At 72.4% G+C, this 20,797-nt stretch carries 23 protein-coding genes; 10 read left to right on the top strand and 13 right to left on the bottom strand.

Annotation, left to right across the window (positions count from 1 at the left end; all coding sequences use genetic code 11):
- Positions 1 to 11: 11 nt before the first annotated feature.
- From MODMU_RS29930 to MODMU_RS28320, 3 genes are all read right to left on the bottom strand, one after another.
- Positions 12 to 140 carry a hypothetical protein gene (locus tag MODMU_RS29930; RefSeq protein ID WP_269454060.1) on the bottom strand — a complete coding sequence of 43 codons (129 nt, stop codon included), beginning with the start codon at positions 138 to 140 and terminating at the stop codon, positions 12 to 14.
- Between the two features lie 145 nt (positions 141 to 285).
- Positions 286 to 1,578 carry an MFS transporter gene (locus MODMU_RS03960; RefSeq protein ID WP_014738882.1) on the bottom strand — a complete coding sequence of 431 codons (1,293 nt, stop codon included), beginning with the start codon at positions 1,576 to 1,578 and terminating at the stop codon, positions 286 to 288.
- Positions 1,579 to 1,652: 74 nt separating this feature from the next.
- Positions 1,653 to 2,174: a DUF7282 domain-containing protein gene (locus MODMU_RS28320; RefSeq protein ID WP_014738881.1), complete on the bottom strand. Its 522-nt coding sequence runs from the start codon at positions 2,172 to 2,174 to the stop codon at positions 1,653 to 1,655.
- A gap of 139 nt (positions 2,175 to 2,313) precedes the next feature.
- Here MODMU_RS28320 and MODMU_RS03950 point away from each other — a divergent pair, with 139 nt between their 5' ends.
- Positions 2,314 to 3,732 carry a glucose-6-phosphate dehydrogenase gene (locus tag MODMU_RS03950; RefSeq protein ID WP_041794935.1) on the top strand — a complete coding sequence of 473 codons (1,419 nt, stop codon included), beginning with the start codon at positions 2,314 to 2,316 and terminating at the stop codon, positions 3,730 to 3,732.
- A 288-nt stretch (positions 3,733 to 4,020) separates the two neighbouring features.
- On the opposite strand, the gene MODMU_RS03945 is transcribed toward MODMU_RS03950, so the two are convergent.
- The 7 genes from MODMU_RS03945 to MODMU_RS03915 form a co-directional block, all read right to left on the bottom strand.
- Positions 4,021 to 4,758 (bottom strand): phospholipid scramblase-related protein, encoded by a 738-nt coding sequence (locus MODMU_RS03945; protein ID WP_014738879.1) that lies wholly within the window; start codon positions 4,756 to 4,758, stop codon positions 4,021 to 4,023.
- Positions 4,755 to 5,636: an NAD-dependent epimerase/dehydratase family protein gene (locus MODMU_RS03940; protein WP_041795893.1), complete on the bottom strand. Its 882-nt coding sequence runs from the start codon at positions 5,634 to 5,636 to the stop codon at positions 4,755 to 4,757. The genes MODMU_RS03945 and MODMU_RS03940 overlap by 4 nt, the downstream gene beginning before the upstream one ends.
- Positions 5,633 to 6,733, bottom strand: coding sequence for a mandelate racemase/muconate lactonizing enzyme family protein (locus MODMU_RS03935; RefSeq protein WP_014738877.1), 1,101 nt, complete (start codon positions 6,731 to 6,733; stop codon positions 5,633 to 5,635). Before MODMU_RS03935 ends, MODMU_RS03940 begins: the two co-directional genes overlap by 4 nt.
- A gap of 25 nt (positions 6,734 to 6,758) precedes the next feature.
- Complete coding sequence (locus MODMU_RS03930; RefSeq protein ID WP_014738876.1) at positions 6,759 to 7,946, bottom strand: substrate-binding domain-containing protein; 1,188 nt, start codon at positions 7,944 to 7,946, stop codon at positions 6,759 to 6,761.
- 72 nt (positions 7,947 to 8,018) lie between these two features.
- The gene (locus MODMU_RS03925) at positions 8,019 to 8,201 is read right to left on the bottom strand and encodes a hypothetical protein (RefSeq protein WP_014738875.1); all 183 of its coding nucleotides are present in this window, start codon (positions 8,199 to 8,201) and stop codon (positions 8,019 to 8,021) included.
- A 164-nt stretch (positions 8,202 to 8,365) separates the two neighbouring features.
- On the bottom strand, positions 8,366 to 8,929 hold the full coding sequence (locus tag MODMU_RS03920; RefSeq protein ID WP_014738874.1) for an RES family NAD+ phosphorylase: 564 nt from the start codon (positions 8,927 to 8,929) through the stop codon (positions 8,366 to 8,368).
- Positions 8,926 to 9,270: an antitoxin Xre/MbcA/ParS toxin-binding domain-containing protein gene (locus MODMU_RS03915; protein ID WP_014738873.1), complete on the bottom strand. Its 345-nt coding sequence runs from the start codon at positions 9,268 to 9,270 to the stop codon at positions 8,926 to 8,928. Before MODMU_RS03915 ends, MODMU_RS03920 begins: the two co-directional genes overlap by 4 nt.
- Before the next feature lie 77 nt (positions 9,271 to 9,347).
- On the opposite strand from MODMU_RS03915, the gene MODMU_RS29015 reads away from it, so the two are divergent.
- On the top strand, positions 9,348 to 10,508 hold the full coding sequence (locus MODMU_RS29015) for a hypothetical protein (RefSeq protein WP_014738872.1): 1,161 nt from the start codon (positions 9,348 to 9,350) through the stop codon (positions 10,506 to 10,508).
- Positions 10,509 to 10,748: 240 nt separating this feature from the next.
- Here MODMU_RS29015 and MODMU_RS03905 read toward each other — a convergent pair whose 3' ends face one another.
- From MODMU_RS03905 to MODMU_RS03895, 3 genes are all read right to left on the bottom strand, one after another.
- A complete protein-coding gene (locus tag MODMU_RS03905) occupies positions 10,749 to 11,375 on the bottom strand; it encodes a hypothetical protein (protein WP_014738871.1) in 627 nt (208 codons plus the stop codon).
- 55 nt (positions 11,376 to 11,430) lie between these two features.
- The gene (locus MODMU_RS03900) at positions 11,431 to 12,087 is read right to left on the bottom strand and encodes a hypothetical protein (protein ID WP_014738870.1); all 657 of its coding nucleotides are present in this window, start codon (positions 12,085 to 12,087) and stop codon (positions 11,431 to 11,433) included.
- A gap of 186 nt (positions 12,088 to 12,273) precedes the next feature.
- The gene (locus MODMU_RS03895) at positions 12,274 to 12,483 is read right to left on the bottom strand and encodes a helix-turn-helix transcriptional regulator (protein ID WP_014738869.1); all 210 of its coding nucleotides are present in this window, start codon (positions 12,481 to 12,483) and stop codon (positions 12,274 to 12,276) included.
- Between the two features lie 864 nt (positions 12,484 to 13,347).
- On the opposite strand from MODMU_RS03895, the gene MODMU_RS03890 reads away from it, so the two are divergent.
- The 8 genes from MODMU_RS03890 to MODMU_RS03860 all read left to right on the top strand — a co-directional run bounded on the left by MODMU_RS03890 (position 13,348) and on the right by MODMU_RS03860 (position 20,774).
- Positions 13,348 to 14,451, top strand: coding sequence for an ArdC-like ssDNA-binding domain-containing protein (locus MODMU_RS03890; RefSeq protein WP_014738868.1), 1,104 nt, complete (start codon positions 13,348 to 13,350; stop codon positions 14,449 to 14,451).
- 16 nt (positions 14,452 to 14,467) lie between these two features.
- Positions 14,468 to 16,162, top strand: coding sequence for a ParB/RepB/Spo0J family partition protein (locus MODMU_RS03885; protein ID WP_014738867.1), 1,695 nt, complete (start codon positions 14,468 to 14,470; stop codon positions 16,160 to 16,162).
- Between the two features lie 266 nt (positions 16,163 to 16,428).
- On the top strand, positions 16,429 to 16,917 hold the full coding sequence (locus tag MODMU_RS03880; RefSeq protein WP_014738866.1) for a hypothetical protein: 489 nt from the start codon (positions 16,429 to 16,431) through the stop codon (positions 16,915 to 16,917).
- Between the two features lie 301 nt (positions 16,918 to 17,218).
- On the top strand, positions 17,219 to 17,485 hold the full coding sequence (locus MODMU_RS03875; protein ID WP_014738865.1) for a metal-sensitive transcriptional regulator: 267 nt from the start codon (positions 17,219 to 17,221) through the stop codon (positions 17,483 to 17,485).
- Positions 17,486 to 17,528: 43 nt separating this feature from the next.
- Positions 17,529 to 18,575: a rhodanese-like domain-containing protein gene (locus MODMU_RS26705; protein ID WP_193375759.1), complete on the top strand. Its 1,047-nt coding sequence runs from the start codon at positions 17,529 to 17,531 to the stop codon at positions 18,573 to 18,575.
- The gene (locus MODMU_RS30415; RefSeq protein ID WP_085984729.1) at positions 18,568 to 18,738 is read left to right on the top strand and encodes a hypothetical protein; all 171 of its coding nucleotides are present in this window, start codon (positions 18,568 to 18,570) and stop codon (positions 18,736 to 18,738) included. Before MODMU_RS26705 ends, MODMU_RS30415 begins: the two co-directional genes overlap by 8 nt.
- A 275-nt stretch (positions 18,739 to 19,013) precedes the next feature.
- Entirely contained in the window at positions 19,014 to 19,331 is a 318-nt protein-coding gene (locus tag MODMU_RS03865; protein WP_014738863.1) for a rhodanese-like domain-containing protein, read from the top strand.
- Between the two features lie 57 nt (positions 19,332 to 19,388).
- Positions 19,389 to 20,774: an MBL fold metallo-hydrolase gene (locus MODMU_RS03860; protein WP_014738862.1), complete on the top strand. Its 1,386-nt coding sequence runs from the start codon at positions 19,389 to 19,391 to the stop codon at positions 20,772 to 20,774.
- The last annotated feature ends 23 nt before the right edge of the window (positions 20,775 to 20,797 follow it).

Here is a 20,797-nt window from a genome sequence, read left to right as displayed (position 1 = left end):
CGGGCGCACGCTCAGCGCGTCCGCCGCCGCCGGGAGGTCCAGGAGCCGCGCCGGCTGCCGGTGGCGAAGGCCTGCTCGATGCGCTCGCGGCGGTAGGCCAGCTCGGCCTCCAGTGCGGGGTTGGGGTAGTGCGCGGTCATGACCGTCTCCTCGTCTCGTCCGGGTGGAACGAGGAGAACGGTCGTCCTGAGGGGGCACCTCGGGCATCGGTCGACCGGGCAGTCCTGGCGGCTGCGGGGGGTCTGAGGTGCCTCAGCAGGACCTCAGACGGGCCTCAGCCGGACCTCAGCGGAGCTCGCTCCCCCGGGTCTCGGGGAGGGTGAGGATCGCGCAGAACGCCACGACCGCGGCCGCGGCGACGTACCAGAAGAACCAGAGCGGGTGGTCGGCCTCGGACAACGCGGTGATGACCAGCGGCGCCGTCCCGCCGAAGACGGCGACCGTGAGGTTGTACCAGGCGCCGATGCCGGTGGCCCGCAGCTCGGTCGGGAACAGCTCGCTCATGATCGCCGGGGCGATGGAGGCCAGCAGGGCGTAGAGCACGAGGCCGACGCTGAACACCACCACCAGCGAGGCGAGCCGGTCCTGCACCAGGAAGGACAGCGGGACGATCAGCACCGCGATGGCCGCGGACCACACCAGCATCTGCGGCTTGCGGCCGAACCGGTCCGACAGCGCCCCGAACGGGTAGCAGCAGGCGACGAACAGCGCGGTGCCGATCGAGAGGGCGAGGAAGACGTCGTTGGCGTCGGCGTCCCGGAAGTTGATCGCGAAGGGCGTCAGCGCGCTGAAGAACGTGTAGTACGACAGCGTCGACAGCATGGTGAAGGCGCACAGCTGCAGCACCGCCCGCGGGTGCTCCTTGACGGTCAGCAGCAGCGGGTTCTTCGTCGCTCGCGCCTTGGCCGCGTTCTCCTCGAACTGGTCGGTCTCGCTGAGCGACCGGCGCAGCCACAGCCCCACGAGGCCCAGCAGGCCGCCGGCCGCGAAGGCGATGCGCCAGCCGTAGGAGCTGAGCTGGTCGTCGTCGAGCACGTTGGTGAGCAGCACACCGAGCAGGGAGGCGGCCAGCAGCGCGGTGCCGGTCGAGATGTAGAAGAAGGCGGAGTACCTGCCGCGGCGCGCCGGTGGGGCGATCTCCGCCAGGTAGGCCGAGGCGTTGGAGACCTCACCACCGAGCGACATGCCCTGGGCGATCCGGGCGAGCAGCAGGAACAGGGGTGCCAGCCACCCCACCTGCTCGTAGGTCGGCAGGATCGCGATCACCAGCGAACCGCCGGCCATCAGCAGGATGGTGAGCAGCATCCCGGCCTTGCGTCCGCGCAGGTCGGCGAAGCGGCCGAGCAGCCAGCCACCCAACGGCCGGAAGAAGAACGCCAGCGCGTAGGTGGACGTGGTGCCGATCAGCGCCAGCGCCTCGTTCTCCTTGGGGAAGAACTGGGTGGAGAAGTACACCAGGAAGGTCGCGTAGACCGTCCAGTCGAACCACTCGACGGCATTGCCGATGCTGGCCGAGACCAGCGTGCGCACCGGCAACCGGTGCTGTTCAGGGGGTGCCTGCTGCACCGCGCCGGCCATGGAGGTCCCCTTCGCTGCTGACGTCGGTGGTCCGGGTCACGTTAATGACCCCCGGCACCGGCGGCATCCCGACGTCAGCCGAGGGAGTACGCGGCGCCGTCGTCGACCACGTCGGTGTCGTCGGAGGCGTCGTCCGAGCTGTCGTCACCGGAGATCGGCTCGGGCACGGCCTCGTCGGCGGTCGGGTCGAACGCGCCGTCCCCGTCGGTGTCGGCGACCAGGGTCGCGGTGAGATCGGTGCTCGCGGTCAGCGGCGTGTCCAGCGGCACCTGCACGTCGTCCGTCGTCCCGACCTGGACCTGCACCGAGCCGAGCGGGGCGTCGGCACCCTCGGCGGTGACGACCACGAAGCCACCCTGCGGTGCGGAGACGGTGTCCACGACGACGCTGCTGCCGTCGCCGGACTGGTCCTCGAACTCCAGATCGGCCTGCTGGTCGCTGCCCGACTCGCCCTCGGGCGCGACGGTGGTCTCCCCCGCCGTCGCCGGGGACGACGCCGGGGCATCGCCCTCAGGCGCGTCGTCCCCGCAGCCGGAGAGCAGGATGAGCGCGGCTGCGGTGGGTAGGACCAGCAGGGATCGGCGACATCGGGTCACCTGGGACTGCTGCCCCGCCGTCCGTGGTTCCACACAACGCAGTTGCTCCGCGGATCGTCCACCTCATCGGCGTGGGGACTCACCGTCGGGCACACCGACCACCCAGGGCGCCGCACCGGCGCCCAGCGAGAGGAGCATTGTGCCCCCCACCGGGACGAACGAACTGACCCCCACCGTGTTCGTGCTCTACGGCGCGACCGGCGACCTGGCCCGCCGGATGGTGCTGCCGGCCTTCTTCGAGCTGGCCCAGCACGGCCTGCTCCCGGAGGACTGGCGGCTGATCGGCAGCGGGCGCGGTGAGCGCACCGACGAGGAGTTCGTCGAGCACGTCCGCAGCGCGCTCGCGGAGTTCGGGCCCGACCCGGACGAGGGCCCGTGGGACGACTTCGCCCAGCGGCTGCGCTTCGCCGGCGGTGGGTTCACCGCCGACGACCCCGGCCAGCTGCTCGACGCCGTCGCCACCGCCCGCAAGGAGATCGGCGACGACGCCCAGCTCGTGCACTACCTCTCCCTGCCGCCCAAGGCCTTCACCGACTACACCCGGGCGCTGGGCGCCCACGGTCTCGGCGAGGGCGCCCGGGTCGTGTACGAGAAGCCGTTCGGCGCCTCCCCCGAGGGCTTCCGCGAGCTCGACGACCTGGTGCACTCGGTCTTCGACGAGGAGCAGGTCTTCCGGATCGACCACTTCCTGGGCAAGGAGGGCACGCAGGACCTGCACGCGCTGCGCTTCGCCAACGGCCTCTTCGAGCCCATGTGGAGCCGCGAGCACGTGGCGCAGGTGCAGATCGACGTCCCCGAGGACCTCGACGTCGCCGACCGGGCCGACTTCTACGACGCCACCGGCGCGACGCTGGACATGCTGGTCACCCACCTGTTCCAGGTCGCCGCCGAGGTCGCCATGGAGCCCCCGGTGAGCTTCTCGGCCGACGACATCCTCTCCGCCCGCGAGTCGGTGCTGGCCAACTTCCGCCCGCTCGCGCCCGAGGACGTCGTCCTCGGCCAGTTCGAGGGCTACCGCGAGCTGGACGGCGTGCCGGACGACAGCGACACCGACACCTACGTGGCCGCCCGGCTGTTCATCGACACCGGCCGCTGGCGGGGTGTGCCCTTCCTGCTGCGCACCGGCAAGCGGATGGCGGCCAAGCAGCAGCGGGTGAGCCTGGTGCTGCACCGCCCCAAGGGCCCGGTCAACGACGTGCCCGCCAACGGCAACGTGGTCTCGCTGTCGCTGGCCGGCGCGGGCGCCGTGGACATCGACGTGATGGCCAAGAAGCCGGGGCCGGACCTGGCGATGGCCCCGGCGCGGGTCTCGCTGGACCTGTCGAAGATCCCCGGCGGCGAGCCGCTGGCGCCCTACGTCTCGCTGATCCACGACGTGCTGATCGGCGACCGGTCGCTGTTCACCACCAGCGAGGGGCTGGCGCAGACCTGGCGGGCGCTGCAGCCGGTGCTCGACGCCCGGCCCGAGGTGCACCCCTACGCCCCCGGCTCGTGGGGGCCGGCGGCGGCCAACGCGCTGACCGGCGAGCACGGCTGGCTGCTCGGCCAGACCGAGTAGAAGGACCTCCGTGCCCCCCACCGCTCGCACGCTCGCGGCGGGACCCTGCACGAGGGCCTGACACGCAGAACGGCCCCCGTCCTGGTGGACGGGGGCCGTTCTGCGTCTGGGTCCGGACCGGACGCTGGTCGCCTCGCGGCGGTTTGCACATCCGCGGCTCCAGCCCCCGACCGAGGTCGGGGCGGTGTTCCGCGGCGGCAGTTATCTAGTGGAGCCCGGGGACACAGGTCGCCCGGCCCGGACGTCCACGACTCTACCCGCGCCGCCCGGCGGGCACCCGTGCACGGCTCAGTTGAGGCCCCGGTCGTCCTGCTTCAGCGCGGTGTCGACGGTCAGCGCGCTGGCCAGCACGAGGCTGGCCAGCGGGTCCTCCAGCCGCTGGTGCACCTGGACGACGTAGTTGTCCGCGGTGGTGAACAGCGTGCGGGCGAACCCCTCCCACTTCTTGGTGATCCGGGCGACCTCGGCACCCGACCCGTCGCTGACCGCGAAGTCCCAGGCCCGCCAGTTCTCCGCCTGGATCGCACCGACGGGCCGGCCGCCGACCAGCAGGTCGAACCGGATCCTGCCGAAGACGTTGGCCTGCGCGATCTCGCCGACCGGCTCGCCGTCCGGCCGGGCCACCAGCACCCGGGACCGCACCACCTTCGCCGGCCGGGTCAGCACCAGCACCGGGCCGGCGGCGTCGCGGACCTCCAGGTGGTGGGTGAGGAACTGGTCCAGGCTCGACACCAGCCGGAACGCCTTCTTCAGCGAGCTCTGCCCGACCTGGGTGACCGCGCCGACCTGCTGGCCGGCCCCGTCGAAGACGGCGTACTCGTTGGTGAGCTCGATCAGCTTGGTCTTCTGCGCGACCACCAGCACCGGCTGCTCGAGCAGCACCGACCGCCGCCGTTCCGGCGCCTGATGCACCGCCACCGCGGGGGCCTGGAGGTGGTCGGTCCAGCCCCGGCCGTCCCACCAGCGCGTACCGGGGCTGCCGGCGGGGTCGGGGTACCAGCCCGGCGGGGGCGGCGGTGCGGTCATGGCCGGGACGGTAGCGACCGGCCGTCCTCGGTCAGGTGGTCCCGCCAGCTCCGGCGTGGCGCCCAGCCGAACAGCCGCTGCGCCTTCGCGCTGCTGATCGCGCTGGCATCGGGCCGGTCCAGCGGTCGCACCTCGAGCCCGGGGTGCACGGCGAGGGCCTCCCCCCGCAGGTCCCGGCCACCGGCGTTGTCCGCTGCGGCCGCGTAGACCACCTCGTGGCCCGGGGTGTCGGACTCCACGGCCAGCACCAGCAGCTCGGCCAGGTCGGTGACGTCGACGTAGCTCCAGAACATCGGGCTGGGCAGCGACCGGTCACGCAGGAACGGCCCGAGGTTGCCCGCGTAGGTGTCGGCCGTCTGCACCCAGGTGGCCCGCACCGACACCGCGGTGCACGCGCTGCGGCGCACCAGCGCGTCGCAGAGCAGCTCCGCCACCTGCTTGCTCGTGGCGTAGGGGTCCTCGGGGCGGTCCGGGTGCGTCTCGTCGATCGGCAGGAACGCCGGCGGCCCGGGCTCCGCCGCCCAGGTGATTCCCGCGACGCTGTCGGAGGAGAGCGCCACGAACCGGCGGACCCCGGCGCGGGCCGCCGCGTCGACGACCGCGAAGGCAGCCGCCGTGTTGACGCCGAAGACGACGTGGTCGGGGTCCATCCCGGGCCGGGGCAGGGCAGCCGTGTGCACCACCGCGTCGACGTCCCGGACGACGGCCGCGGCCTGCCCGGCGTCGGTCAGGTCGGCCCGGACGTAGGGCACCGGCTCGCCGGCTCCGTAGGACGGCGTGCCCAGGTCGGTGCCCCGGACGTCGTGACTCCGGGCGGCCAGCTGCGCGACGACCGCCCGGCCGACCTGGCCGCGGCTGCCGGTGACGAGCACCCTCACGACCGCAGCGCCCACCGGTCGAGGAAGTCCGGCGCCAGGGTCACCCCGAGGCCCGGCCCGGTCGGCACCGGCAGCCGGCCGTCGACGATCGCGGAGAGGCCGAGGGCCAGCCCCGCGTCGTCGGTCAGCAGCGGGTCCAGGTGCACCGGGAACTCGAGGACGTCCACCGCCGTCGAGGCCGCGACGTGGAGGTTGGCCGCCATCGAGATCACGCCACCGTGCAGGTGGCCGACCGCCCGGGCCCCTCGGGCGGCCGCCAGCCCGGCGATCGCCCGCGCCGGCTCGATGCCGCCGCAGATGGACGCGTCGGGCTGGACGACCGTGATCCCGCCGTCCAGCGCCTCGGCCGCCTCCCCCAGGGTGAACAGGTGCTCCCCGTAGGCCAGGGGCACCCGGGTCCGGCGCGCCAGCTCCGCGATCGCCGGGCGCTGCTCGTAGGGCAGCGGTTCCTCGAGCCAGGCGATGTCCAGGCCGGCCAGCCCGTCGGCGATGCCGAGGGCGTCGGCGAGCGTGAAGAACTCGCTGGCGTCCACCGCGACCTCGACCGCGTCCCCGAGCAGCCCGCGCAGCTCGGCGAGGACCCGGAGCGCGGCCCGCCAGTCCTGGCCTATCCGCATCTTGACCATGTCGACGCCGCGCTCCAGCGCCGGGGCGAGCCGGTCCAGGTGCTGGGTCGCCGGGCCGGACTCGAGGAACGGGCTGCTCCCGACGTACACCCGCACGCTGTCGCGCACCCGCCCCGCGGCGTCGCTCACCGACCGGCCGGCCGCCTGCCCGGCCAGGTCGGTGAGCGCGATGGCCACGGCGCTGCGGGCCTGGGCGGCGACGGTGCCCGCACCGAGCGTCCGGCGGGTGGCGTGCACGACCGGCTCCACGACCGGACCGCCCGCCCCCACCTCGGTGCCCAGCAGCGCCGGGGCCAGGACGTCGTCGACGATGGTGGCCAGCACGGTGGGGTGCGAGACGCCGAAGCAGTCGCACGCCTCCCCGTACCCGACGAGGCCCTCGTCGGTGGCCACCCGGACGACGAAGAACGTCATCGGCTGGTTGGCGCTGGAGCGCAGCAGCGGCGCCGCCGTGATCTCGGTGATCTTCACCGTGGTCCTCCCCCGGGTCGCCGGCTCACGAGCCGCTCTGGGTCGTGTACCTGGCCGGGTCGTAGCTGATCGAGGGGTCGATGAACTCGTTGGTGTAGAGGTCGTCGGCGGTCAGGCCGTCGGCCAGCTCGGTGCCCAGGTCGTCGAAGACGCCGGTCAGCAGGCCGGTCATCCGCTCCATCCGCTCGGCGTCGAAGGCGCCGAGCGTGCCGTCCGGGGCGTTGGCGACGATGCCGTCGTCGTTGAGCGAGTCGGTGATGGCCGCCGCACGCTCCGGGGTGATCTGGAAGAACTGACCGATCTCCTCCAGGTAACCGGAGATGGCCTCGTTCACCGGCGTCGGGTCGTACATGTAGTCGACCTGGCCCTGCTGCAGCAGCGGCACCAGCTGGGTCAGGCAGGCGCTGTTGGCCTCGACGGACTCGGGCGTGCCGGCCCAGGCCGAGCCGTAGGTGTCGTACCCGGCGTCCCCGAGCGTGAGGTACCCCGGCGCCTTGCCGAAGTCGGTGAACTCGTTCTCCAGCCGCCACGGTTCCTGGGTCACGTACCCCTGGATGACGACGTCCTCGCCGGCGACGATCCGGGTCAGCGAGCCGTCGAAGGAGCCGTCGAGCTGCTCGGGCCGGACGAAGCCCTGCTGCTCCAGGTAGTCCATGTACGTCGCGCCCTGGAAGTACAGGACGGTCGCGTCGCTGGCCGCGATGTCGGCGAAGGACCGGAAGTCGTACTTGTCCGGGTCCCAGAGCAGCACCTGCGGGTTGAGCTCCAGCGGGGTGACCACGGCCTTGGTGGGCTGCTCGGCGGAGAGCCGCACCGACTCGTCGGTGTCGACCATGCCGAGCATGACGTCGTCGTCGGTGTAGAGCAGCGCGGTGTTGCTCTGGAAGCCGATGAACGGGCCGCCGGCGCGGATCTCGATGGTGACGTTCCCGTCGGCGGTCGACGGCCCGGAGTAGATGCCCGCCTCGGCGTCGATGGCGGCGTCGGCCGGGTCGATGAGCTGGTAGGCGGCGGCGTGCTCGGGCTCGGGGAACCAGTTCGTCTGCAGCACCACGGTCGACGGGCAGTCCGACAGCGCGCCGTCGCCGCCGACGGCTGCCGCGGCGTCGTCGTCGGAGCCGCCGCACGCGGACAGCAGCAGGGTCGCGGACAGCAGCGCGGCGCCGGGGCCGAGCAACCGGGAGGGGCGGGGGGTGCGCCGGGCAGAGGGCATGGCGGGCTTCCTCGGGGTCGGGAGAGGACCGGTCGGCACGTGCCGATCGGGCAGGACGGGACGAGCGAGGGGTCAGCGGCGGGGCGGGCGGTACCAGGCGCCGGTGGCCAGGTGGGCGATCCAGCCGAAGACCCAGAAGACGACGAGCCCGAAGAACGACGCGAGCAGGATCGCGCCGTACAACATCTCGCCGTCGAGGTTGTTGCGGTAGATGTCGAACAGATTGTCGATGTTCGGCTGCTTACGGTGGTCCATGGAACTCGCCGCTGAACTGGGGGTTCACGGTTGAGCGCTGCTGGTCGGTGACGGTCGCGATTGGGTGATCTGCGGACTATCTGCGGACTGGCTGCGGACCAAATCGCTCGACTGTCCGTCGTACTGGGACGGGACACCTCCGCGAAAGTCGCCGGTTGGCGGCCCTAGGCAGGCGGGCAGTGCCTCAGGTACGTCTCCAGATCCAGCGGTCGGGACTCGAGGACGGCCATCTGTCCCGGCTGGATTCGGTGCTCGAACGCCGCGAGGACGTGGCCGTCCCCGGTGGCGGACGGAGCCAGAACGCCGGCGTATTCGAGAAACCAGGCCGCATGGCCTACTGACTGGCACGCAGCCCAATCGTCATCGGCGATGTCATCGACGCTGAGTCCGACGAAGGCAAGGGCGGCCGGGGTGCGTAGGTCTAGCACCGGAAGGTCGACCACCTCGATGTCGTGCAGGACGTATCCCCGACGTAGAAGTGCTTGCGGATCGACCGAGGTTGCTTCAGCCAGGCGGCGCAGCTCGCCCATCGAGGCGCTCAGCGGCCGGGCCAGGTAGATCGTCGGGAAGATGCGCCGCGGGTTCCAGCGACCGCCGAACTTGTAGGCGCCCTCTCCGGAGAGAGGTTCGTACTCGGCGGCCGTGTAACGGTGGACGGTTCCCGACCACGGCGTGGACCCGGCGTCGTTAACCTGCTGAACGACGTCCTCATCCAACGGGACGCTCACACCACCACGCCGCTAGCAATCGCCTCGATCAGGTCCAGGACGTCCCGGTAGTGCCCGTCGTGGATGCGCGCGGCGGGGGACTCGTGTCCCAGCATGCGATTGGGGGCGAACATCCACAGATTGGCTTCATCCGGGGGCAGCACCGCGGTGACCGCTTCGGCAACATAGGCGAGTTCCACCAGACGCTGCTTGTTCAGCCGCTGAGGCACGACCTCGCCGCTGGACCAGCGCGAGACCGACCGCGCGGAGGCGTCGACGATCGTTCCGATCTCTTCTTGCGTGAGCCCGAGGCCGGAGATCAGGCCGGCTACTTTGTGCGCGAGGGCTCCCTGTGTCGCCATTGTGTCGCTCCTTCTGTCATGCTGTCTGTCAGTGAGTATGGCAGCAGCCTGCTCCCGCCGTCGATAAGGAGTCACCCGTGGGGGTCGAATTTCGCCTGGGTGGAGGCGACCACAAGGTGGCCGAGGACTTTCTGGCTCACCAGGCAGCCGGGGTGTCGGCCATCGTGGTGGACACCAAGGCAGCCAAGCACCAGCAGGCCGCCGCCGAGGCCGCGGCCGACGCAGGCGTGAAGGTCTACTTCGACCCGGCCACCGAGCGGCTCGCCGATGTCGGGTTCGAGCTTCCCGGGCTGGCCTACTACCCCCCGACTCCCTACGACGTGGACAAGCTGGCGCAACAGCCGGCTCAGCGCACTGCACTTGTCGCTGGCGTCCTGGCGGCCCACCCGCGGTTCGTCACCACGGTCACTCCGCCGCACTTCTTCGTCCGCGACGAGCGCTCGGCCAACCTCAACGTCAGCCTTGCTGAGGAGACCCTGCACGAGCACGGCGCCGACGTGCGAGCCACCCTCGTCCTGAGCAGCCGCTACCCCGTCGCGGCGGCGGCGGAGCTCGCTGCGGAGTACCGCCGGGCCGGTATCCGCGACATGGAGCTGCGGATCAGCCCCCTCGGGGGCGAAGACGAGAGCGTGCGCAAGATCCGCAGCTCCTTCGCTCTGCTGCGCGCGTTCACCGACTCCGCGTTGACCGTGACCCTGGGCTTGTCGGGCAATGTGGGGCAGACCGCCATGGCCCTGGGGCACGCTCAGCACTACTCCGTGGGCATCGGCCTGCGGGAACGGGTCAACCACGCCGGCACCATCAGTCGCCAGAAGCAGCCGCCCAAGCCTCCCAAAGACGGCGAGGAGGACGGCGGCGGCGGACCGATCGCCGGCATCTACCTGCCCGGGCCCGCGCTGACCGTCAGCCGCAAGCTGGGAGCCTCCTACCTGGCCAACACCGACATCCGCACCAGGGTGGGGTGCCGGCTCGGAGCCTGCGGCACCAGCGTCAGTGGGCCCAAGAACGACCCGCGGGGCCACTACCTGCATGCACGGGCCACGGAGGTCGACAAACTCATGTCCACGCCGGAACGCTGGAGGCCGGGAATGGAGGTCGATCGGCTGACCCGCGCCCGCGACCTGCGCCGGCTGATCAACGACAAGCACCGGGGACCGGAGGATCCCGTCCTCAATATCCGAACGCTCAGCAGCCTTCTCGAGGACATCGCCATCGAGCGGGAACAGAAGACCGCATGAGTCCTCCGGCAACGGCCTCGTGTCACCGGGCCCTCCTCCTCTCGCGCCCGGCAACCCCAGCCGGGCAGGCAGTGGCCGACGGTGGCAGCCTGCAAGGGTGAGAAGCCCTGTCTGCGACGACTGCGTAGGAGGGCGACCTACAACCCGACCCACGGCTGTGCGGCACCTGCTGGCCGGCTACGACCTGTCCACCGCCCTCCCCGTCGAGCTGCGCCGCTTCGCCGAGGAACCGCCGTGGGTTCAGTAGAGGTAGCGGTCGATGCCTGAGCCGTGCGCCCACAGGTGGTTCATGCGGTCGGCGGTGCGGGCGTGGGCGGCTTCCTCGGTCTCGCTGAGCACGCAGTCGGTGCCGGGCGGGGTGGCCCGAAGGCGGACGATGAGCAGTCGGGTGTCGTCGGTGGGGGCGAGGTCGAGCAGGCCGGCCAGCCGTGCCAGGAGCGAGACCAGTTCGGTGCGGTCGGCCCGACGGTAGCCGCCGGCGAGCTGCGCGGTGTGCGCGTCTACCAGCTCGGCGAGGTCGGCGTCCAGCCCGGGGTGGCCGAGGGTGGCGGCGGTCGCGGCGAGGATGTCGATGTCGGTGGCGGGCAGGGTGAGCGCGGTCATCGGCGCGTGCTCGTAGCGGCCGTCCGGGGCGAGCAGCCGGCCACGCCACGGTTCCCGGGACTGGGTGGGCGCCAGTGCGCTGAGCAGGCGCTGCACGGCGGCGAGCGCGGCCCGGTCGGCCAGCGGGGCCGGCAACCGCAGCGGCTCCGCGCCGGCGCTCGGATCCCGCCGGTCGTCGTCCTCCCACCTGCCCAGGCACAGCAGGATTTCCTCCAGGGCGCGCAGCGGTGCCAGCGGCTCGCCGTCGAGGTCGACGACGAGCACGGCCCGCTGCCCTGGCGGGGTTTGCTTGCTCGGTCCGGGGCGGCCGGTGGGCTGCTCAGTCACGGGCGGACCACCGCTCGGTGGCCGACCGGCCGGTCATGCCGGTGGCCCGGCCGATGTCGGCCCACGAGGCTCCGGCCGCGAGCGCGGCACGCACCGCCTGGTCCAGCGCGCGGGCGGCGGCGGCCTGCCGGGCGGCGGCCGCCTCGACGTCCTCTAGGGCTTGCCATCCGGCGATGTGTCGGCGCCATTCGGTCATCACCCGGTGCTCGTCGGCGGCCTCCAGATCGGCCCACGGGCCAGCGGTGGCGAGCCGCCGCGCCGCGGGGTCGGCCAGCTCCGGTGGTACGCGGGTCCAGGGGGTGCCGCGCCAGCCGCAGGTGCAGCCGGCGGCCCAGCCGACGACCGCGGCATCGGGGCGCCACTCCTCGGCCTGGTCGAGCACCTCGAGGTGGACCTGGCCGCTGGTGTGGGCGTGCAGAATCCGGTCGCCGTGGATGAGCGTGCCGTCCTGCCAGAGGCCCTCGGCGGTGGAGCCGTCGCGGTAGGTCAGCCGCATCCGGTCGCCGTTGCAGGGCCCGTCGTCGGGCCGGTGGGCTATCAGTCGACCGCGGGCGCTGCTGGTGCCGGCGCCCTGAGCGCCGTCGGCGAACAGCGGCACCACCCAGCCCTCGTGCTCCTGGCCGTCCACGACCGGGCCCACCCATCCCATCGCTCCTCCTCTCGATGCGCGTAGGCAGCGTCGCCTTTCCGGCGCAGCCGAGGCCTGGCCTGTTCGGCTTCTGTGGATGGCCGTCGTTGTCCACAGCCGGGGGTGGCCACAAGGCCTCACCGTGTGCCCGGAGTCGGAGTCGGAAGCGGGCCTCGCGCCCGGTCCAGCCGCTCTCCGGAGGCGGGGCTATCGGCGCGGGCACTGGTCTGCTTGTGCGTCGATCCAGGTGCGCAGGTCGGCGCGGCGGTAGAGGACGCGCCGGCCGAGGCGGAAGCTGGCCGGGCCGGTGCCGAGGTGTCGCCAGTACCGGAGGGTGGCGACGGGCGCGCGGAGCACGTTCGCGGCCTCGGTGATGGTGAGCAGTTCGGGCTCGTGGTCGGCAGTGGGGTCGGGCATGGCTGGCTCCCCGGGAGTCTCGGTGCGGGTGGTGCCTTCACCACACAAGGCGCCATTTCCGGCCCGTTGGTGACACTTCGCAGCCAGCCTCGTCCGACTCTCTGCAGTTTTTCTCCTGCCGCCGCCCGGTTGTTCTCCGCGGCGAGGGCCGCTGATGGACCGCCCCGGCCGCGCTTCTGCAGCTGTCCTCCGGTAGCCGGCCACAGCCGCCCGACCAGCGCCTTCGCAGACTGGAGAACTACCGGAGGTCCTCTGGTGACCTGCCAGGCGTCCGCTTCCTGCGCATTAGGCCCGCTCGGTCGCAATCGGTCCCTGTGGACAACGGCTCCTGTCCACAGCATCCGGACGGACACGCTCGGGCGTGCGCTGGCCTGGCCACGCTCAGATCATGGCGTTCGACACCTCACCCCGACTACGGCCAGACCGCGGCCCCCGTGACCGGTCCGCCGGGGCCCTCCGCGACGTGTCGGGTGATCGAGGCTTGCTATCCGGTGGGCGCGTCGTCGACGTCGTCGCGCCGCGACCGCCGGGGTGGGCCAGGAGCGCCCTTCGGGCCACGCTGCGCGTGGCGCCGGCTGCGCCGTCGTCAAGGTCCGCCTGCGGCGGGCTGCGCTTGCTGGTCCCCCGACCCGTCCGGCAGCTCAGCGTAGGGGCCTCCCGCGCCGCCTCCTCCCGACCGGACCAAGATCCTTCCGCCCTTCGGGCGCTCCGCTGCGGAAGCAGTCTTGGTCCGGTCGTCCCCCGCCGTCGCTCCCGGCCCCTGAGCAGAGCTCTGTGCCGGACGGGCCGGGGGAATGGGTGGCAGGACACCTGTTCCGTAGTCCCTCTCGATCCGGTTTCGGCTTCGGTACCGGGAGGGTCCAGATGACCACCAGCAGCACAACAACCAGCAGCGCGGCCAGCGCCACGAGCACCAGCCGGACCGGCAGGGGGAGCCGCAGCCGGCGGCCGCAGCCGAGTCCGGAGCAGCGGGAGGCAGCAGACGCCGCCCGGGCGGCGAGGATCGCCGCCCTGCATGACCAGATCGGCGAGCAGGTCGAGGCGCTCACCGCCGATCCGCAGTGGCGGGCGATGCTCGACGCGGCGGCGAAGTTCCACACCTACAGCCTCAACAACCAGATGCTGATCGAGTTGCAGGCCGCGCGGCTGGGCATCAGCCCGACCCGGGTCGCCGGGTTCGGCACCTGGAAGGCGCTGGGCCGCAGCGTGCTCAAGGGCTCCACCGGGCTCGCGGTCCTGGCCCCCTGCACCTACACGCCCAAGGACACCCCCACCGACCAGGCCGTCCCCGTCCCCGCCCCCGGGACGGGGACGGCGGGTGAGCCGTCTGGCGGGGACGCCGACCAGCGGGCGCCGGGGCGGGTGTTGCGCGGGTTTCGCGTGGCGCACGTCTTCGACATCTCCCAGACCGAGGGCGACCCGTTGCCGGAGATCACCCCGGAGCTGCTCACCGGTGACGCCCCCGACGCCCTGTGGCAGGCGCTGGCCACCCAGGTCGCCGGGCACGGCTACACGCTCACCCGCGAGGCCTGCGGGCAGGCCAACGGGCTCACCGACCCGGCCGCCCGCACTGTGCGGGTCCGCCCGGACGTCGCCGACGCGCAGGCGGTTAAGACCCTCGCCCACGAACTGGCCCACATCGAGTGCGGGCACACCGCCGACGGCTTCGACTACACCGGCTGCCGCGGGCGGGCCGAGGCCGAGGCCGAGTCGGTGGCCTACATCGTCACCGCCTGGGCCGGGCTGGACTCCGGCACCTACACCGTCCCCTACGTCGCCGCCTGGTCGGCCGGGGACACCGACGTCGTCCGCGCCGCCGCGGCCACGGTGACCGCTGCCGCCCGCCGCATCCTCGACCACCTCGACGGCGCCGAGGGCGCCGAGAACCGGCCGGGGGATGGGGGAACCGCGCCGCCCGCCGAACCGGTCACGCAGGCCGCCGGCGCCCGCGTCCTCGCCACCGCCTGAGCGGGGAGAGCGCGACATGACCGCCACCAGCACCCCCGCCGACAGCACCCGCACCGAGAGCACCGCCACCCCACAGAGCATCGAAGGAGAACCCGCCATGACCACGACCACCACAGTCACCGCCCCGAACAGCGGCCGGGAGAGCGCGCCCGACGAGCCGTCCGCGACCGGAAACGCTCAACGTGCCGGGATCGAGCCGCGCGAGACCGGGCACGTCGACCCGGCCGGCACCGGCACCACAAGCGCCGGGATGGCCGAGGACAGCGGCCGGGCTCACCGGCTGGTGTGGCTGGACCCTCGGGGGCTGGCCGTGCATCCCCGCAACATCCGCGACGACCTCGGCGACCTGTCCGGGCTGGCCGACTCCATCGCAGCCCAGGGCGTGCTGGAGGTCCTCACCGTGATTCCGCACGCCGCCGCCGACGGCACGCCGGGTCATCAGCTTGTGGCCGGGCACCGCCGGGCGGCCGCCGCGATCCTCGCCGGAGTCACCGCGGTGCCGTGCGTGCTGCGCCCCGACCTCGCGCACGACTCCGCCGACGGTGACCGGGCCGCCCAAGCCGTGCACGTGGGCGCGATGCTGGCCGAGAACCTGCACCGCCGGGGCCTGTCCGCGGTGGAGGAAGCACGCGGCGTGCAGGCGATGCTCGACCTCGGCGTGCCCCTCACGAAGGTGGCCAAGTCCACCGGACTCGGTCGGAAGAGAGTCGCCAAGGCCGCAGGCGTGGCCCGGCTGGACGGCGAGACCGCGGCCGCGGTGGCGGGTGCGGGGCTGACCCTGGACCAGGCCGCCGCCGTCGCCGTCTACGCCGGCGACGCCGACACCACCGCCGCCCTCATTGCGGCAGCGGGGGAGGGGCCCGGGCGGTTCGCCCACGCCCTGACCCGGGCCAAGCAGGCCCGCGCCGAAGCCGAACGGGCAACCGACCTGCTGGCGGAGCTGACCGCCGCCGGGCGCACCGTCTTGGACGAGGACACCGGCCGCGCCCGCACCCGGCTGGCAGACCTCGAGCACGACGGCCGGCCACTGACCGCCGACGGCCACGCCGGCTGCCCCGGCGCGGCGGTCTACGTCGCCACCACCGGCTGGCAGGGGCCGCAAGCCGTGGAGGTGTGCACCGACCCGGCGGGCAACGGCCACCGCTACCGCTGGACGGCCACCGCCCTACCCGTCGGCGCAGCTGGCGAGGACGACCGGGAGGCCGCCGCGGCCGAGCGGCGGGCCACCATCGAGAACAACAAGGCGATGGCCGCGGCCAACGAGACCCGCCGCGAGTGGATCAAGGGCCTCCTGCAGCGCAAGACCGCGCCCAAGGCCGCGCTGCGATTCGCCATCGAGACGATGGCCACCGACCACCGGGCACTGTCCCGCTGGCTGTCCGGGCAGCCCAACCGCGCCCAGGACACCGCCGCCGCCGACCTCGGCATCGACGCCCCCGGCCAGTGGTGGACCACCAGGGACAAGCCCGCGCCCACGCTGACCAGCGGCGAACAGGTGCCCGACGGGCGGCTCGCCGTGGCGCTGCTGGCCCACGTCGCCGGGGCCATCGAGTCCGGGCTGCACCGCCAGTCCTGGCGCAACCCCGGCACCGGCGACGCCCGCTGGCTACGGTTCCTGGCCTCCTGCGGCTACACCCTCGCCGACATCGAACGGCAGATCGTCGACGCCGCGAACCAACACACCGACGACCCCTCACCCGACCCGACCTGACCGGCGTCCGGCCGCCCCCGCACCCCTGCGGGGCGGCCACGCCGAGGCGGGGGCCGGTTCATGTAGCCGGCCGGCGGCGGGGGTCGCGCGAGGCCCCGCCGCTGGCGCGTCGAGACCAACCGTCAGCAAGCTGCCGGCGGGCCTGCCGGCCCGACGCGCTCACCAGCACCGCGACCGCCGCCGCACACCCGTCCCCGGCCGCGCCTGTCAGACCCCAACGGCACACTCCAACCTGAGCCTGGAGGCCGGAGGACAGGAGAACCCCAGTGATCTTCGAACCCAGAGCCGCCGACCTCGACCCGGTCGGCGTGGAAAATGCCCTGCTGCGCGCCGCCCTCGGCGACTACTCCGACGAGGCCGCGATCCTCCTGCTGATCACCTCCGGCCACTGGCTGCCCCAGCTGCAGCACGCCGGGCTGATCACCCTCGACGGCAACGTCGACGGCGAGGGACTGTGGGCCCACATCGCCTGGCCAGACCTCGACGGGGCCCTTCGCATCGGCACCATCACCGGCAGGAGCAGTGACCACCAGGTCCTGCGGGCGGCCGCCAGCATCGCCGACGGCCACCCCGTCGACCTCGGCGACCTCGCCACCGGCCTCGACCGCCACGCCCTCACCCTCGTCCTCGCCGCGATCGCCCACGCCGCCGGCAGCCACGAACCCCGCAGCATCACCCACGTCCCTGACGGAGTCCCGCACCCGGGTGACCGGCTGCCGCCGCTGGTCCCCTGGCCCCAGCCGAACCTCCAGTGAACCGTCGTGAGACGGGGAAAGAGCGACCTGCGCGAAGGCATCGAGCGCCGAAGACAGCTGGGCGGCTGGGGGTCACCGTTCGGCGCTCCCAGGGTCGGGGAGCCGGTCACAGCCGGTGACTTCCGCCGAATGCGATGTCTCCCTCTCTCGCGGCTTCGTCGGGTCGGTGAAGGCGCCGACCCAATACCGAGTGGTCTCCCCGCGGGGCGCGTCAACCCAGTCGGCCCACTGGTCCCGCTCACCAGAGCGGCTCGCTGAGGCAGAGTTGCGGATACCCCCTGGGGTATCTAGGGTTGTCTACGTGGACATCCCCCAGAGCGAGCTCGCCGACGTGATCAAGCGCCTCAAGCGCGTTGAGGGCCAGATCGGCGGCATCGTCCGCATGATCGAGGACGGGCGGGACTGCTCGGCCGTGGTTACCCAGCTGGCCGCCGCGTCCAAGGCGCTGAGCAAGGCCGGCTTCGCGGTGGTCTCCACGGGGATGCGCTACTGCTCCACCTCCGAGGACGGCAAGGCGCGCGAGCTCGACCTGCGCGAACTCGAGCGGCTGTTCTTGTCCCTGGCCTGACCGCCGACCCCTGCGAGAGGACCCGATGAATCTCGTCCCACAGGTGACCCCCGCCCAGCTGAGCATCGTCCGCGACAACGTGGCCGTTCTCGACGTCCGCGAGCCGGAGGAGGTCGCCCGCGGCCACATCCCCGGCAGCACCAACATCCCGCTCGGTCAGCTGCCCGCCAGGCTCGACGAGTTGGAGCCTCGCCGGCCGATCGTGGTCGTCTGCCAGAGCGGGCGGCGCAGCCAGCAGGCCGCAGAGATATTGACCGTCGCCGGGTTGATGGTCAGCAACCTGACGGGTGGCATGAACGACTGGGTCAGCGCCGGCTGGCCGACCATCGGCTCCCCCTTTTCTGATCTATATACCCTGCCCCGTTCGGTAAGGAAGGCCGGGCATGTCGGCGCCGAAGGGCCGGACCCGGCCGACCTCTCCAAACCCCGCATCGTCGATCCGGCCGAGTTGGGCCGCCGTCTTCTCGTCCGCGAGTGGGTGGTCGATATCCGCACCCGTACCGCGTTCGCCGCCGGCCACCTGCCCGGCGCGCTCAACTTCGAGTTGGGTGACGACTTCGCGACCTACCTGGGCCGGCTCTACGACCTGGGCTCGCCACTGACCCTCATCGCCGACGCCCGGGCACAGATCGCCGACGCCCGCCGCCGACTGATGCGCGTCGGTATCCACCGAATCAACGGAGCCGCGATCGGCCGCCCCGAGGAGCTCACCGGCGGACGCCCCGTGGCCTCCTATCCGGTCACCGACTTCGCCGGACTCGCGCAGGCCATGGCGGCCGGGACGCCCAACGTCCTCGATGTCCGCCGAGCCGACGAGCGCGCCGCCGGTGGCGTACGCGACTCCCTGCACGTGCCTGTCGACCATCTGCGGGTCCGCCTCGGCCGCGTGCCCCAGCCTGAGGTCTGGGTCTACAGCGGATCGGGCTACCGCGCATCGATCGCCGCCTCCATCCTCGCCCGCGCCGGGTACCACCCGATCCTCGTGGACGGGCCCTACGACGACCCGGAGACCGGCGCCGCCGCCCTCGGGCTCCACACACCGCCACGCCCAGACGACCGGACTATGGAGGTAGACGCCACTCATGTGTAGAGCAGTCGCGTGCCGGACCTGCGGCAAGACCACGTGGGCCGGCTGCGGCCAGCACGTGGATCAGGTCATGCGGGGCGTGGCCACCAACCAACGTTGCCGCGGTCACCACGACGACGGGTCCGCGCCGACGGGCTGGGTCGCGCGCCTGTTCTCCCGCCGGTGACTGGCCGGTCCGGTGAAGCCCGCCGGACCGCCGGACCGCGCCGGCGCCATGATCATCGCCCGCGCCTTCCGGCTTCGTCGAGGCGTTGGCGGACACCCCGCGCTCGACTGCGCCAGTTCCAAGATCACAGCCCTCGGCCTGCGGCAGTGCGTGGTCGACGAGGACGCCGGCACACGCCAGCTCGAGGGGCTGAACCGGAGCGATTGTTCCGCTCCCTGGTCTGGCCCTGCGGCACCCCTCCCGGCAAGCCCCCCGCAACTGAAAGAGGAGTCAACGTGGATTCGAAGACCGTCAACAGCCGTCGTGATCAGGTGCAACTGCTCGACGTCCGAGAGGACGACGAGTGGAGCGCCGGGCGTATCGACGGCGCGACGCACATTCCCCTGAGCCAGCTTCCGGCCCGCCTCGGCGAGCTCGACCGGGACCGGACCGTCGTCACCGTTTGTCGTAGCGGCGGTCGCGCAGGCAAGGCCGCCGAGCTCCTCGGTGGGTCCGGGTGGACCGCCGAGGTCATGGACGGGGGCATGACCGCCTGGGCGAAGGCCGGCCTGCCGGTCACCACGCCCGAGGGGGCCCCCGGACACGTCGCCTGAGCCACCACTCGACCTCCATCACCCAGCGCGCAGCACATGCCTACGGAAGGACAACCCATGATCCAGATCGAGACGATCGAGACATCCAGCCTCGGCGACCGCAGCTACCTGGCCAGTGACGGCGAAATCGCCGTCGTGGTCGACCCCCAGCGGGACATTGACCGGGTCCTGGACCTGGTCGACAAGCGCGGAGTCCGAGTGACCCACGTCCTGGAGACTCACATCCACAACGACTACGTCACCGGCGGGCTGGAGCTGGCCCAGCGCACCGGTGCCGCCTACGTGGTGCCCGCCGACAGCGGCGCAGAGTTCGACCACCTGCCGGCCGGCGACGGCGAGGAGTTCCAGGCCGGTCGGATGCGGCTGCGGGCACTGCACACCCCCGGACACACCCACCACCACATGAGCTACGCACTGGAGAACGCCGACGGAGACGTCGAGGCCGTGTTCACCGGCGGTTCGATGCTCTACGGCTCCACCGGACGAACCGACCTGGTCAGCCCCGAGGACACCGTGGGCCTGACCCACGCGCAGTACCACTCGGTGCAGCGGCTCGCCCGCGAACTCCCCGCGGAAACCGGAGTCTTTCCCACCCACGGGTTCGGCAGCTTCTGCTCGGCCACGCCCACCAGCGGAACGGCGTCCACCGTCGGCGAGCAGAGGCGCGTCAACCCCGCCCTGACGTCGGCCGAGCAGGACTACGTCGACACCCTGCTGGCCGGGCTGGACGCCTTTCCCGCCTACTACGCCCACATGGGGCCGATCAATCGGCAGGGCCCCCGGCCGGTGGACCTGTCCCTGCCCCAGCTCGTCGACCCGGCGGAGCTGCGCCGGCGGATCGAGGCCGGTGAGTGGGTGGTCGACCTGCGCGAGCGCACCGCCTTCGCGGCCGGACACCTGACCGACTCGCTGAACTTCGAGCTGGGCGACAACTTCGTCACCTACCTCGGCTGGCTCTACCGGTGGGGTGCGCCGCTGACCCTGATCGGCGAGAGCGAAGAGCAGGTCGCCGAGGCGCGCCGGCAGCTGGTTCGAATCGGCATCGACGAGCTCGCTGGTGCCGCAGTCGGGAACATCGAGACCCTCGCCCACGGGGCACAGCTCCGCTCCTACGAGGTGAGTGACTTCGCCAGCCTCGCCGAAGCCGTCCGCCAGGGGCCGGTGCAGGTCCTCGACGCGCGCCGCGACGACGAGCGTGCCCAGGGCGGCGTGCGCGACTCCCAGCACATCCCGTTGCACGAACTCAACGACCGCATCGGCGAGGTGCCCGAGGGCGAGGTGTGGGTGTACTGCGGATCGGGCTACCGGGCGTCCATCGCCGCCTCGGTCCTGGACCGCCCCGGCCGCCAGGTCGTCCTCATCAACGACTCGTACGGCGCCGCCGCCGAGGCCGGCCTCGAGGACGAGCGCCCTACCGAAGGTGCCGGATCTCCCACTGCCTGAACCACCACCGTCCGCCCCGACGT

This window comes from Modestobacter italicus (genome assembly GCF_000306785.1).
In the GTDB taxonomy this organism is placed as follows: domain Bacteria; phylum Actinomycetota; class Actinomycetes; order Mycobacteriales; family Geodermatophilaceae; genus Modestobacter; species Modestobacter italicus.
This window is presented reverse-complemented; position numbering and strand designations above follow the sequence as displayed.